General features: G+C 61.2%; 11 protein-coding genes and 1 pseudogene. 8 read left to right on the top strand and 4 right to left on the bottom strand.

Annotated elements, in window-relative coordinates:
- Nucleotides 1-49 precede the first annotated feature (49 nt).
- From ACERZ8_RS00450 to ACERZ8_RS00440, 3 genes and pseudogenes are all read right to left on the bottom strand, one after another.
- Nucleotides 50-1,092, bottom strand: a pseudogene (locus tag ACERZ8_RS00450) (quinone-dependent dihydroorotate dehydrogenase).
- The gene (locus ACERZ8_RS00445) at nt 1,089-1,526 is read right to left on the bottom strand and encodes a DUF1330 domain-containing protein (RefSeq protein WP_407590163.1); all 438 of its coding nucleotides are present in this window, start codon (nt 1,524-1,526) and stop codon (nt 1,089-1,091) included. The pseudogene ACERZ8_RS00450 and the gene ACERZ8_RS00445 overlap by 4 nt, the downstream one beginning before the upstream one ends.
- Nucleotides 1,523-1,870: a DUF952 domain-containing protein gene (locus tag ACERZ8_RS00440; RefSeq protein WP_407590162.1), complete on the bottom strand. Its 348-nt coding sequence runs from the start codon at nt 1,868-1,870 to the stop codon at nt 1,523-1,525. Before ACERZ8_RS00440 ends, ACERZ8_RS00445 begins: the two co-directional genes overlap by 4 nt.
- A 140-nt stretch (nt 1,871-2,010) precedes the next feature.
- Between ACERZ8_RS00440 and ACERZ8_RS00435 the strand changes: the two genes are divergently transcribed.
- Nucleotides 2,011-3,570, top strand: coding sequence for a bifunctional metallophosphatase/5'-nucleotidase (locus ACERZ8_RS00435; protein ID WP_407590161.1), 1,560 nt, complete (start codon nt 2,011-2,013; stop codon nt 3,568-3,570).
- A 142-nt stretch (nt 3,571-3,712) separates the two neighbouring features.
- Nucleotides 3,713-4,390 carry an SOS response-associated peptidase gene (locus ACERZ8_RS00430; protein WP_407590160.1) on the top strand — a complete coding sequence of 226 codons (678 nt, stop codon included), beginning with the start codon at nt 3,713-3,715 and terminating at the stop codon, nt 4,388-4,390.
- Here the strand turns inward: ACERZ8_RS00430 and ACERZ8_RS00425 are convergent.
- Nucleotides 4,387-4,734 (bottom strand): hypothetical protein, encoded by a 348-nt coding sequence (locus ACERZ8_RS00425; RefSeq protein WP_407590159.1) that lies wholly within the window; start codon nt 4,732-4,734, stop codon nt 4,387-4,389. The two genes, ACERZ8_RS00430 and ACERZ8_RS00425, sit on opposite strands and share 4 nt — an antisense overlap.
- 300 nt (nt 4,735-5,034) lie before the next feature.
- On the opposite strand from ACERZ8_RS00425, the gene ACERZ8_RS00420 reads away from it, so the two are divergent.
- From ACERZ8_RS00420 to ACERZ8_RS00395, 6 genes are all read left to right on the top strand, one after another.
- Nucleotides 5,035-6,258, top strand: coding sequence for an acyl-CoA dehydrogenase (locus ACERZ8_RS00420; RefSeq protein WP_407590158.1), 1,224 nt, complete (start codon nt 5,035-5,037; stop codon nt 6,256-6,258).
- A gap of 123 nt (nt 6,259-6,381) precedes the next feature.
- Nucleotides 6,382-8,532 (top strand): thiamine pyrophosphate-dependent enzyme, encoded by a 2,151-nt coding sequence (locus ACERZ8_RS00415; RefSeq protein ID WP_407590157.1) that lies wholly within the window; start codon nt 6,382-6,384, stop codon nt 8,530-8,532.
- Between the two features lie 164 nt (nt 8,533-8,696).
- Complete coding sequence (locus ACERZ8_RS00410) at nt 8,697-9,743, top strand: ABC transporter ATP-binding protein (protein WP_407590156.1); 1,047 nt, start codon at nt 8,697-8,699, stop codon at nt 9,741-9,743.
- Between the two features lie 101 nt (nt 9,744-9,844).
- Nucleotides 9,845-11,065, top strand: a complete 1,221-nt coding sequence (locus ACERZ8_RS00405) for an ABC transporter substrate-binding protein (RefSeq protein WP_407590155.1) — start codon at nt 9,845-9,847, stop codon at nt 11,063-11,065.
- Nucleotides 11,066-11,179: 114 nt separating this feature from the next.
- On the top strand, nt 11,180-12,238 hold the full coding sequence (locus ACERZ8_RS00400) for a carbohydrate ABC transporter permease (protein ID WP_407590154.1): 1,059 nt from the start codon (nt 11,180-11,182) through the stop codon (nt 12,236-12,238).
- Entirely contained in the window at nt 12,235-13,389 is a 1,155-nt protein-coding gene (locus tag ACERZ8_RS00395; protein WP_407590153.1) for a carbohydrate ABC transporter permease, read from the top strand. The genes ACERZ8_RS00400 and ACERZ8_RS00395 overlap by 4 nt, the downstream gene beginning before the upstream one ends.
- Nucleotides 13,390-13,412: the final 23 nt, after the last annotated feature.

The raw sequence follows: 13,412 nt of genomic DNA, 5'->3' as shown, positions 1-13,412 counted from the left end.
TGGGGCGCTGCCCCAGACCCCGGAGTTTATCTGGCGAGATGAAGTTGGATCAGAGCCAGTCCTTGATGTTTGTGCCGACGGCTGCGGCGACGGAGGCATGGCCATCCCGTGCCAGCAGAGTGTCGAGGTCGCGTGCGATGGTGGCGGCGAGGCTGAGCCCGCCATAGACGAGACCAGTATAGAGTTGCACCGCCGACGCTCCGGCGCGGATTTTCGCATAGGCATCCTCGGCCGAGCCGATCCCGCCCACGCCGATCAGCGGGATACCGGTCAGCCTGTGCAGTTTTGCCAGCACGCGGGTGGATTTTGCGAACAGCGGTTTGCCTGACAGCCCGCCCTTTTCCTGCGCATGTGCGCTGCGCAGGCCGCCGCGGTCCAGCGTTGTGTTGGTTGCGATGATCGCCGCCACCCGTGCGTCTGTTGCGACTTTGGCGATGTCGGCGAGGTCCTGATCGGTGAGGTCGGGCGCGATTTTCAGGAACACGGGCACTTTGCCGCGCACCTGCATCACGCCGTCCAGCAGGGCGGCCAGCGCCATAGGCCCTTGCAGATCGCGCAGTTTTTCGGTGTTGGGGCTGGATACATTCACAGTCGCAAAGTCGATGAAGGGCGCGCAATGCTGCAGGACCCGCGCGAAGTCTTCGGCGCGGTTGGCGCTGTCCTTGTTGGCCCCGAGGTTGAGGCCGACAGGTACGCCCTTTGGGCGTTTTTTCAGGCGCGCGCCAATCGCCTCCATCCCGTCATTGTTGAAACCAAAGCGGTTGATTGCTGCGGCGTCCTCGCTCAGCCGGAACAGGCGCGGACGCGGGTTGCCGGGCTGGGCGAGGGGGTGGCGGCCCCCACCTCGAGCCATCCGAACCCGGCGCGCGACAAGGGCGCGATAGCTGTCGCATTCTTGTCAAACCCGGCAGCAAGGCCCACGGGATTGGGCAATGTCAGGCCGGCAATCGAGGTGCGCAACCGGTCGCTGGTCACAGCGCCGGGGAGGTGCGCCAGTGGCGTGTGCAGCGCCCGCAAGGCCAGCCCGTGCGCGGTTTCCGGATCAAGGCGGCGCAACGCAGCGACGCCAAGCTGTTCAATGGCCCGCTTCATCCAAAACTGTCCCCGCCGCCCGCAGGCCTCGTACGGATCAGGCGTGATGTGGCCACGGCGGCCTGACGGTGCACAACGGCGCGCTGATAGACCGGGTCCGAGATCATGGCGAGGAACGCATGAGCGGTTGGATAGTGTGCAATGAACATCGCATCCCATGCCTCGCCATCCGGGCCGATGAGTGTCGCCTCGAAACCAGCGCGCCAGAGGATGCTGCCGCCGACTTTTTTCAGAATGGCGGCGGTGTGTTTGCCATAAAGACCATAGGCCTCGGCGCCCGTCAGTCCGTCGCGGGCCAGTTCGTGATCGCCGGGATAATTGGCCAGATCGCGAAAGCGCACGAGGTTGAGCATGTCGATGGGCTGATCCCGATCAAGGGCCTTGAACGCATCAAACTGTGCGCGTGTCGGGTCGACGAAGCTATCGTCACTCATGTGGCGAACCCGGCCCCGGCTGGAAACTGGTGGACGCCATCCACAAGGGGCAGAGGTTGCGCCCAATGCACGTCTGCAATCCGCATCTCGCGATAGAGATGGGGGAAAAGTGCGTCACCACGCGACACTTCCCACTTGAGGGCGTCGCCAAGCGCATCGGCCTCGACGGCGATCAGGAACAGGTTGTCCACACCTGCAAAGTGTTTGGCGGCAGTCTCGGAGGCCTGCGCGGCGGTGGAAAAGTGGACATAGCCGTCGGTGATGTCGATGGGAGCCCCTGCGGTGGTCCCCTCGCGGCGCAGGGCGGCCCATTCATTGGCGCGGAAAATCTTGTAAATCAGCATGGGCACCTGATGCCTGTCGCCCACCAAACGGTCAAGTGCGTGTTGTCATCCGGTCGTTGCGTCAGCAGGCCATATCTGGCTTTGACTCTCGGCGCGACTTGGAGTCACGATGCCGACATAACCAACCTGGGAGACACCACATGACCCGACTTTTGATGGGCACTGCCGCATTGGCTCTGAGCGCCGGTATGGCTTCGGCCGAATACACGCTTCACATCCTGCACACCAACGACATGCACAGCCGGATCGAATCGATCAACCGTTTTGATTCAACCTGCAATGCCGAGGGCGAGACAGCGGGCGAGTGTTTTGGCGGGGTGGCCCGGGTCAAGACAGCGATCGACGACAAGAAGGCGGCCCTTGGCAATCAGAACGTGGTTGTGCTGGACGCGGGCGACCCGTTTCAGGGATCGTTGTTCTACACCACCTACAAAGGTGCGGCCGAAGCCGAGTTCATGGAACAGATGGGCTATGACGTGATGGCGGTGGGCAATCACGAATTCGACGACGGCCCCGAAGGGCTGGCTGGGTTCGTGGATGCGGTCAGCTTTCCGGTGATTTCGGGCAATATCGATGTCGCGGGCGAAGCGTCGCTGGCGGGCAAGGTCGAAGACCATGTGATCCTTGAGGTCGGTGGCAAACGTGTCGGCATCATTTCGGCGTTGGCGACGGATACAGTCGAAACCTCAAGCCCCGGCGAGAACGTGGTGTTTCAGGACGAGATCGAGGCGTTGAGTGCGGATGCCGCCGCCCTTGAAGCTGAAGGCGTCGATATCATCATCGCGCTGAACCATGTGGGGCTGAACCGGGACCGCGAAATCGCCGCAGCCGTTCCGGCCATCGATGTGGTGATCGGCGGACACAGCCACACGCTGATGTCCAACGACGACGACGGCACGCCTGCCTATCCCGAGATGGTGGATGGCACACCCGTTGCGCAGGCCTATGCCTATACGAAGTACCTTGGCCACCTCACTGTGAACTTTGATGATGACGGCAACGTCACGGCGGCCTCCGGCGATCCGATCCTGCTCGATGCGTCCGTGTCCCCGAACGAAGCGTTCCTGGCCCGCATCGCTGAAATGGGCGCGCCAATCGAAGAGATGAAGACACGCGTCGTGGCCGAATCCGCCGAAGCCATTGAGGGCGGGCGCGACACCTGTCGGGCGCAGGAGTGCCCGATGGGATCGCTTATCGCTGACGCGATGCTGGACCGGGTCAAGGATCAGGGCATTGAGATCGCCATTCAGAACGGTGGCGGCATCCGCGCCTCGATTGATGCAGGGCCCGTCACCATGGGTGAGGTGCTGACCGTGCTGCCGTTCCAGAACACACTGTCCACATTCCAGGTGAGTGGGTCGACCATCGTCGCAGCCCTTGAAAACGGTGTAAGCCAGATCGAGGACGGTGCTGGCCGTTTCCCGCAAGTGGCGGGGATGAGCTATGCTTTTGATGCGTCCCAACCTGCGGGCAGCCGCGTGAGTGATGTGATGGTTGGCGGTGCGCCGATTGATCCGGACAAGCTGTACGGCGTTGTGTCCAACAACTACGTGCGCAACGGCGGCGACGGCTATGCGATGTTCAAGGACGCACAAAACGCCTATGACTTCGGCCCAGACCTCGCCGATGTCACGGCGGAGTTCCTTGCCGCGAAAGGGCCGTTCACGCCCTATACCGACGGACGCATTTCTGCGAAGTAATCATTTGGACGCACCTGGGTGCATCCGCTGAAACCACCACGACCCCCGCTGGCACAGGCTGACGGGGGTCTTGCAGTGAGGGATGGGTTCATTTGGCCCCGATGGCTTGCCTGCGCTGCGCCTCCGATCCATTGTCAGACCAATGTGTGGACGTTTTTCCGTTACCCTGCCGCCTGAGGCCATGGCGCAACTGTTCAATGCAGTGCCCGCCAATGACCTGCCGGATGTGCCCAATTACAATGTCTGTCCGACCAACGCCGTGCATATGATCACGGCTCAGGACGGCATGCGCAGGTTGGGCGCGATGCGGTGGGGGTTCATTCCGCACTGGTACAAGAAACCGAATGACGGGCCGCTGCTGATCAACGCCCGGGCCGAGACGATTGCCGAAAAGCCGGCGTTTCGCGCAGCCTGTCGGGAACGCCGGGCGGTGATGATCGCGTCGGGGTTTTACGAATGGACACGGGATGGCGACCTGCGCCTGCCATGGTACATCACGCGTGCGGATGGTGCGCCGCTGGCCTTTGCGGCGATCTGGCAATCCTGGTCGCCGAAGGACGTAGACGATGACATGCGCACGGCGGCCATCGTCACGACCGGCGCCAATGTGGCGATGTCTGCCATTCATCACCGTATGCCCGTGATCCTTGAACCGGACGACATCGCGTTATGGCTTGGCGAACAGGGGAAAGGGGCCGCAACGCTGATGCGTGCGGCCCCGGATAATGCATTGCGCTGGCACCGGGTCGATACTGCTGTCAACTCAAACCGGGCAGAAGGCCCCGATCTGATCGAACCGCTCGACCCTTGGCCGACTTAGTTCAGCGGTGCGGAGTCAAAGCTCATGTCGCCCTGAACAAAGTATTCGCCGTCTTCGTTCACGGCGTCCTTGTTGAAGAATGATTTTTCGCCGACCGAGTCGACTTCAAGGACAGCTTCGCCCTGATCGGGGATCGGGCCGATTTCCCATCCGGCATCGGCAGCAACGATGTTGTGCTCAAGGCCCGACATGTTGACGAAGCGGACCGAGTCGCCTTCATCCAGATAGGTGATCTGCGGGAAATAGGCATCCGGCAGGATCAGAATTGTGTGTTCAGTGGCAGCCGCTGATGTTGCGACAGACAGGGCGGCAACCGTTGCCACTATGGAAAACGCGCGCTTCATGGCAGCACTCCTTTACTCGTTTCGGCCCCACCCGAAAGTCAGAATCATATTTGTGAGTGTATGTACGGATATTGGGGCAAAAATGGGGCAAGAGGGCGTCGGCGATTGGGCAGTTGTGCGCAATGCGCGCGCTTGGTCCATGGCCTGCGTTGCAGGATATGGAATAGATTATTGTCAGGAATGCGACGTTGCCGACATTGCATTCGCGCCCGACTTTGCGGCACAACGGCCTTGCGTTGGAAGGTTGCACTGACATCTGCCATACTGCCCCTCGCGCCACATCCGCAAAGGAGCCACCTCATGAATGCCGAAGCCAAAATTCTCAAAGCCAAGGACGCTCCGGACCTTGGCAGCTTTGACTGGGCAGACCCGTTTCGCCTGTCCCAGCAACTGAGCGAGGACGAGCGGATGATACAGTCCTCGGCTGCGGCCTATGCCGAGGAAAAGCTGGCACCGCGCGTGATGGACGCCTTTTCGGAAGAAACCACCGACCCCGAGATTTTCCGCGAGATGGGCGAGATGGGCCTGCTGGGCGTGACCCTTCCCGAGGAATATGGCGGGCTGGGCGGCTCTTACGTGTCCTACGGCCTTGTTGCGCGCGAGGTGGAGCGGATCGATTCGGGGTATCGGTCGATGATGTCGGTGCAATCGAGCCTCGTGATGTATCCGATCTATGCTTATGGTTCGGAAGCGCAGCGCACCAAATACCTGCCCAAACTTGCAAGCGGCGAGTGGATCGGCTGTTTTGGCCTGACAGAGCCGGATGCCGGGTCAGACCCCGCAGGCATGAAAACCACGGCCCGCAAAACAGAAGGCGGTTATGTGCTGAACGGCGCCAAGATGTGGATTTCCAACGCGCCCATCGCCGATGTGTTCGTGGTCTGGGCCAAATCAGACGCACATGACGGCAAGATCCGCGGCTTTGTGCTGGAAAAGGGGATGGCAGGTCTGAGCGCACCCAAGATCGGGCACAAGCTGTCCCTGCGCGCCTCGATCACAGGCGAAATCGTGATGAAAGACGTGGAAGTGGGCGAAGAGGCGCTGCTGCCGGATGTGCAGGGCCTCAAGGGGCCGTTTGGCTGTCTGAACCGCGCCCGCTACGGGATCAGCTGGGGCGCGATGGGCGCGGCTGAATTCTGCTGGCACGCGGCGCGCCAATACGGGCTTGATCGCAAGCAGTTCGGCAAGCCTCTGGCGCAGACCCAACTGTTTCAGAAAAAACTGGCGGATATGCAGACCGAAATCGCGCTGGGCCTGCAGGCCTCGTTGCAGGTGGGCCGTCTGATGGACGCAGCCCAAGCCGCGCCCGAAATGATCTCGATCGTCAAACGCAACAACTGTGGCAAGGCGCTCGACATCGCGCGCCACGCGCGTGACATGCACGGCGGCAACGGGATTTCCGGTGAATTTCAGGTGATGCGCCATTTGATGAACCTTGAAACGGTGAACACCTACGAGGGCACCCATGATGTGCACGCATTGATCCTCGGGCGTGCGCAGACCGGCTTGCAGGCTTTTTTCTAAAGTCGGGATCGGGGGCTGTCTGCCCTCGATGGTATTTCGGGTCAGGAGGAACTTGAGTTCTGTTTCTTCTGATCGAAAATACCACCGCCGGAGGCATGAATTCCAAATTCCGACAGGGGCCTCATGGACCGCGTTTCAATCGTTCACGACAACTTTCTCGCCCGGGTGGCCGCGCGCGATTTGCCCGAGGTCAAACCTCAGGGGCTGAATGCAGATGCCTCGCGCGCTCTGTTCGAACACCAGTGCCTGACCCGCGCCCTCGATATCGTCAGCCGCGAGATGCAGAAGGCGGGGCAGGGGTTTTACACCATCGGTTCATCCGGGCACGAGGGGATGGCGGCGGTGGCCCATGCGCTTCGCCCTGACGATATCGCGTTCCTGCACTACCGTGATGGCGCGTTTCAGGTGGCGCGTGCCGCGCAAAGAGGGCAGGACATGTGCCGCGATATGCTGCTCAGCTATGCCTGTGCGGCGGATGATCCCACCAGCGGCGGGCGTCACAAAGTGCTGGGCAGTCGCGATCTGTTCATCCCGCCCCAGACCTCGACCATCGCAAGCCATTTGCCCAAGGCGCTTGGCGCGGCCTACGGCATCGGTCTGGCCCGGCGCAATCGGCCTGATGCGGCAATCCTGCCATCGGACGGGATCGCCGTGGCGAGCTTTGGGGATGCGTCGCTGAACCATTCCACGGCCCAGGGGGCCATCAATGCCACCGGGTGGACCAGCGTGCAGGGCGTGCCCTTGCCCCTGCTGCTCATCTGCGAGGACAACGGGATCGGGATTTCGACGAAAACGCCGGCTGGATGGGTGGCTGCCAGCCTCGCGCATCGTCCGGGTCTGACCTATTTTGCAGGCGATGGCTGTGATCTGTGGGATGCATACCGGGCGGCCAGCGCCGCTGCATCCTTCGTGCGCACCCATCGCAAACCGGCTGTGCTGCATCTGCGCACAGTGCGCCTATACGGGCATGCCGGCGCGGATGTGGCGACCAGTTACCTGCCGCGCGCCGAGGTCGAGGCGGATGAGGCAAACGATCCGCTGTTGCACACGGCGGCGGGGCTGATCGGCCAAGGCGAAACGCCCGATACCTTGCTTGCGATCTATGAATCCGCGCTGGCCCGTACCCGCGCCGAAGCCGCAGATGTGGCACAGGCCGCTCCACTCAGCGGGGCCGACGCCGTGATGGCCGCGATCATTCCGCCCGAACGCACACATACGCAGACCAACGGCCCGGATGCAGATACGCGGGCACAAACGTTTGGATCGGATCTGGCCCAGATGGACACCCCTCAGCCGATGTCGCGGCTGATCAACTGGGCGCTGACGGATCTGATGCTGACCCACCCGGAAACGGTGATCATGGGCGAGGATGTGGGGCGCAAGGGCGGGGTTTACGGCGTCACTCAAAAGCTGCTGGGGCGGTTTGGTCCGTCCCGTGTGATCGATACCCTGCTCGACGAACAATCCATTCTGGGGTTGGCGATTGGCATGGCCCACAATGGCTTTGTCCCGATGCCGGAAATCCAGTTCCTTGCCTACCTGCACAATGCCGAAGACCAGATCCGGGGCGAGGCGGCGACGCTGCCGTTTTTCTCAAACGGGCAATGGGCCAACCCGATGGTGCTGCGCATTGCGGGGCTTGGGTATCAAAAAGGTTTTGGCGGGCACTTTCACAACGACAACGCGCTGGCCGTGCTGCGCGATATTCCGGCGCTGATCCTTGCGTGTCCTTCGGACGGGGCCGAGGCCGTCAAAATGCTGCGCGAATGCCACCGCCTTGCGCGCGAGGAGAATCGCCTGTGCGTCTTTGTCGAACCCATCGCCCTTTATTCGATGCGCGACGTGCATCCGGGGGACGGGGCGTGGATGCGGACCTACCCCGCGCCGGATCAGCGGATCGCGCTGGGCGAGGTTGGCGTTGAAGGGGAGGGCGATCTGGCCATCGTGACCTTTGCCAATGGCCGGTATCTGGCAGCACAGGCGCAAGTTCCAAACGCCCGGCTGATTGATCTGCGCTGGCTTGCACCGCTGCCCATCGACAGCCTTCTTCGCGCTGTGAAGGGATGCAAACACATCCTCGTGGTGGATGAGACACGCCGATCCGGTGGGGTCGCCGAAGGGGTGATGACAGCCCTTTTTGAGGCCGGGCATCGCCAAATCGCGCGCTACACCGCGGATGACAGTTTCATCGCGACCGGGCGTGCATATGCAGATACTTTGCCGTCCGAGGCAGGGATTCGCATGGCTGCGGCAGAGTTGATCTCGGCAAAGTAGCGTGCCTGAGCTGCGCAACTCTTGTGCGCGGCAGAGTGGAAAACGCCTGCTTTCATCACCTTGTCCGCTTGTGCGCGCCTTTTTGCACACGTGTGCAAAAAACAGTTGCCAAGCCGTGCAGGCGATGACTAGCCTCGTGTATCACGCTGGTGCGAGGGACTCCTATGGCCGAAATTCAGCTACGCAACATCAACAAGCGCTGGGGCAGTTTTGTGGGGGTCGACAACTTTGACCTGACCATCGCCGATCAGGAATTTCTTGTGCTTCTGGGGCCGTCGGGCTGTGGCAAGACGACGACGATGCGCATGATTGCAGGTCTTGAGGATGCCACCGACGGCGACATCATCATCGATGGCAAACGCGTGAACGATCTGGACCCAAAGGACCGCGACGTGGCCATGGTGTTTCAGTCCTACGGGCTTTATCCGCACCTGGATGTCTATGAAAACATCCGCTTTCCGCTGAAAGTGCGCAAGGCCGATCCGTCCACCCATGACGAACGGGTGCGCCGCGCCAGTGCGATGGTGGAACTGGATGAATTCCTGCATCGCAAGCCCGCCGAACTGTCTGGTGGCCAGCGCCAGCGTGTCGCCCTGGCGCGCGCCATTGTGCGCGAACCCAATGTGTTCCTGATGGACGAACCGCTGTCCAACCTTGATGCGAAACTGCGGGTCAGCACCCGTGCGCAGATCAAGAACCTCAGCCACGAGTTGAAGGTGACCACCGTCTACGTGACCCACGACCAGATCGAGGCGATGACACTCGCCGACCGCGTCGTGGTGATGAAACAGGGCAAGGTGCAGCAGGTCGGCACCCCGACCGAGATTTATGACAACCCGGCGAACACATTTGTTGCCAGCTTTATCGGCTCGCCCGCCATGAACCTAATGGACGGCGCGATGTCGGGCGGCACGTTCACCGGTGACAAAGTCAAGATCAGCGGCATCAATGCGCCGGATGGCCCCGTCACCATGGGCTTTCGGGCAGAAGACGCGGCACTGGCAGAGGCGGATGGCCAGATCACGGCCCCCATCTACACCATCGAATTGCTGGGCGATGCGACCATGCTGACCGTGCGGGCGGGTGGGCAGCTGGTCTCCGTCAAAGCACACAAGGAATTCCGGGCAGAGATCGGTGACACCGTGTCATTCTCGATCCCGGCAGAGATCTGTCACGCATTTGACAGCACGTCAGGCGAACGCCTCGGCTGACGCACCTGCCCGGTCCCCGGGGGCACCCGGGGTGCTGGGCCAATCCAGGTCGGTGCAGACTTGCAAGATGCACCGACACAAACGCAACAGGGAGTTTGCAAATGTATCTTAAGAAACTGGCACTGGCGGGCGCTGTCTCGCTCATGGGCACATCGGCCTTTGCCGCGTGTTCCTATGAAAACACCGTGCCGCTGAAATCACTGAGCGCGGGTTTTGAGGCGTGGAAAGCCGTCACTGACGCCATGGCCGAATGTGGAAACTTCCAGGCTGAGCTGGATCAGGAATTCCGCACCAAACAGCCCGCCGCCTTCGAGGCGAACCCGTCGCTGTATCATATCGGTGGCGTGTCCAACGGCACCATCACACCGCTGCTGAACGCAGGCACCATCCGCCCGCTCGATGATCTGGTTGAAAAATACGGGCAGAACCTGTCGCCCAACCAGCTGATCCGCGTCAACGGACAGATCATGGCCGTCGCCATGATGGTCAACACCCAGCACCTGATGTACCGCGAAGACATCTTCAACGACCTCGGTCTGGACGTGCCCACAACATGGGACGAAGTGTTTGCCGCGGCGGACACCATCAAGGAAGCAGGCGTTGTGGATCACGCCATTGGCGCCACCATGAAATCTGGCTGGAACCTCGCGCAGGAATTCGTGAACATGTATCCGGCCTTTGGCGGTGCGTTCTTCAACGCGGATAACACTGCGGCGGTGAATTCCGATGCTGGTCTCATGGCGTTGGAGACGATGGCCAAAACGCTTGAGTACACGGATCCCGAAGTGCTTGTCAGCGACTCAACCTACGTCCAGCAGCAGTTCCAGCAGGGCAAGATCGCCATGTCCAACCTGTGGGCCAGCCGCGGCGGCGCCATGGACGATGCAGCCGAAAGCTCGGTTGTGGGCAAGGTCAAGATGGCCGCAGCCCCCATGGCAGTTGAAGGCGGCGCGCCAGCCACCACGCTGTGGTGGGACGGTATCGTGATCGCGGCCAACATCACCGACGAAGAGGCCGACGCCGCCTTCCGTCTGGCGATGGAGGGCATGGATGAAGAGATGGTCAAAGCCAACAACGAGGCTGCGATCTGGCTGGTGAAAGGGTACGAACCCGGTCCGCTGGCTGCGGGTGCCATTGCGACGGCCACGGCCACGCCTGCTGCTCCACCTTATCCGTCGACCACGCAGATGGGCCTGTTGCACACCGCTCTGGGCAATGAACTGCCTGCCTTCCTGACAGGTGAGCGCGACGCGGCGGCCACGCTTGTGGCCATCGAAGAAGCCTACACCACCTCGGCAAAAGAGGCCGGCGTGCTGGAATAAGCAAACCACAAGGCTGGCCGGGGACACTCCCGGCCAGTTTTCCCCGGGGGGACCGATGCAAACCGAATTCGATCATATCGTTTTGGCCGCCGCTGCCGCAGAAAGGCTTGCCGCATGAAATTCAAGACATTTTTCTGGTTCGTCGCACCATCCGTTTTCATGATGCTGCTGTTCATCGCCGCCCCTCTTGTGTCGGTCTTCATCCAGTCCTTTCAGGTGACACAACCCGTCATGCAGCAGGTCGAGGTGGAAACCTGCACCCCGGGCTTCCTCACCCAGACCTGCACGACCGAGATCAAGACTGTGCCGACAATAGACGAGGACACAGGTAAGACCATCACAACGACATCGTGGGTGGGTCTGCAAAGCTATCGCAACGTGCTGCAAATGGACAAGGTGTGGGACGCAGTCAGTGACGGCGCGCTCCGCGACATCCTGCAAATCGATTTCTGGCGCGCCCTGCGCTTTACACTCATGTTCACACTGCTGACCCTGCCGCTGGTGGTCGGCGTGGGCCTGTTGATTGCGCTGGCGGTGAACAACGCGGCCAAGTCGCTCAAAGGGCCGGTGATCTTTGTGTCACTGCTGCCGTTCATCATCACGCCCGTGATCGGATCGCTGTCGATCTACTGGCTGTTCGTGGGCGACGGTATCCTGACAGCCACGCTTGAACGCTGGACTGGGCAGGACATCGCGATGTTCGCTCAGGCCTGGACGATCGAGCTGCTCATGTATTTCTACCGGGTCTGGCACGTGGCGCCCTTTGCCTTTGTCATCTTCTATGCGGGCCTTCAGACGGTGAATATGGATACGCTGGAATCCGCGATCATCGACGGGGCCAACCGGTTCGAACGCCTGCGCTACGTGATCGTGCCGCACCTGATGCCGCTGATCATCTTCATCGCGCTGATCCATCTGATGGACTGCTACCGCGTCTTTGACGAGATCATCGGCTTCCGCAGCGAAGCGCATGTGATTTCGCTGCAGTGGCTGACATTCAACTTCCTCACGCCGGATGATGCGGGCAACCGGGCCATCAGCCGGGCTGCGGCAAGCTCCATGCTGACCATGATCGGGATCGTCATCCTGCTGATCATGCCATTGCGCCGCACATGGCGCGACCACAAGGGGGCGCACACTGATGTCCGTTTTTCCAAAGGAAAACCGCAATGAGCAGTAAAGCCACAGCACAACCGCTGTCACTCAAGGTCGCCTCCAGTGCGTTCCTCGCCTTCTGGTGCCTGATTGCGGCCTTTCCCATCGCCTGGATCGCGGTGATGAGCGTGAAATCCCCGCGCGACGCCTTTGCCGCCAGCGCGTGGGACGTGATCACCGGCCCTGCAACGCGCGCAAGCGGGAATGGGCTCAGTGTGATCGACATCGCACTTGGTCTGGTCGTCCTTTTCTTTGCCGTGCGCTGGGCCTTTACGCGGCTGCCCGGGCTGGTCGAGCGGTTCACGCCCCCGGGCCTGATCGCGCTTGGATGGATCATCGGGGCCGCAGCCTATGGCCTGTTGTTCGTGCTGATTTTCTTTGGGGTGCTGCCTTACGTGTCCGGGGCGCTCAACAGCATCCTTGGCCCGCTTGGCACGCCGATCATCGGCCTCACCACCGAACATTACGTGGCCGTCTGGGGCGAGAACCAGTTTTACCGCAATTTCATGAACTCGATGATCGTGACGGCTGGCGTTGTAACAGTTTCGCTGACAGTGGGCACATTGGCAGGCTACGGGCTGGCCCGGTCGGGGTCGAACCTTGCCTTCTGGCTGCTGATCGTCGCGCTGGTGTTTCGCGCGTTGCCGCACTCGGTTCTGGTGGCGGGGTACTTGCCGTGGTTCATCAACTCGGCGGAAATCCTGCGTCCGATCTTGGGGGATCTGGCGCCTACGCTCTACGGTCAGCCCTGGGCGATCATCGCGGTGCTTGTGGCGATCAACCAGCCCTTTACGATCTGGATGCTGCGCTCGTTCTTCCAGAACATTCCAAGCGAGTTGGACGAAGCAGCCCGTGTCGATGGTTGTTCCCACTTCCAGGCATTCCGGCGCGTGATCATGCCCGTCATGTGGCCGGGGGTGATTACCACGGGCCTCTTCAGCTTCCTGCTGGGGTATAATGACTTCCTTGTGACGGCCCTGCTGCTGGATGCGCAGAACCAGACGATGGTTCCGGCCATTGCAGGCTATTTCAACCGCGAAACCACCACAACAGATCAGGTCGAAGCCGTGGCAGCGGCTGTCAGCATCACGGCCCCCTTGTTCCTGCTGGTGATGGTCTTCCAGCGCCAGATCGTTTCGGGCCTCACTGCGGGGGCGGTCAAGGGATGACGTTCCGCTTCATCTCGCAAAAT

Source organism: Tateyamaria armeniaca, from assembly GCF_045797845.1.
GTDB classification, from domain to species: domain Bacteria; phylum Pseudomonadota; class Alphaproteobacteria; order Rhodobacterales; family Rhodobacteraceae; genus Tateyamaria; species Tateyamaria armeniaca.
Note: the sequence above shows the minus strand (reverse complement) of the source record. Positions and strands in the feature narration are given on the sequence as shown.

Bases quoted from the DNA above. Each gene is read 5' to 3' on its own strand.
- ACERZ8_RS00430 (WP_407590160.1), top strand. From the start codon at position 3,713: ATGTGTGGACGTTTTTCCGTTACCCTGCCGCCTGAGGCCATGGCGCAA.
- ACERZ8_RS00395 (WP_407590153.1), top strand. From the start codon at position 12,235: ATGAGCAGTAAAGCCACAGCACAACCGCTGTCACTCAAGGTCGCCTCC.
- ACERZ8_RS00440 (WP_407590162.1), bottom strand. From the start codon at position 1,870: ATGCTGATTTACAAGATTTTCCGCGCCAATGAATGGGCCGCCCTGCGC.
- ACERZ8_RS00415 (WP_407590157.1), top strand. From the start codon at position 6,382: ATGGACCGCGTTTCAATCGTTCACGACAACTTTCTCGCCCGGGTGGCC.
- ACERZ8_RS00435 (WP_407590161.1), top strand. From the start codon at position 2,011: ATGACCCGACTTTTGATGGGCACTGCCGCATTGGCTCTGAGCGCCGGT.
- ACERZ8_RS00405 (WP_407590155.1), top strand. From the start codon at position 9,845: ATGTATCTTAAGAAACTGGCACTGGCGGGCGCTGTCTCGCTCATGGGC.
- ACERZ8_RS00425 (WP_407590159.1), bottom strand. From the start codon at position 4,734: ATGAAGCGCGCGTTTTCCATAGTGGCAACGGTTGCCGCCCTGTCTGTC.
- ACERZ8_RS00410 (WP_407590156.1), top strand. From the start codon at position 8,697: ATGGCCGAAATTCAGCTACGCAACATCAACAAGCGCTGGGGCAGTTTT.
- ACERZ8_RS00420 (WP_407590158.1), top strand. From the start codon at position 5,035: ATGAATGCCGAAGCCAAAATTCTCAAAGCCAAGGACGCTCCGGACCTT.
- ACERZ8_RS00400 (WP_407590154.1), top strand. From the start codon at position 11,180: ATGAAATTCAAGACATTTTTCTGGTTCGTCGCACCATCCGTTTTCATG.
- ACERZ8_RS00445 (WP_407590163.1), bottom strand. From the start codon at position 1,526: ATGAGTGACGATAGCTTCGTCGACCCGACACGCGCACAGTTTGATGCG.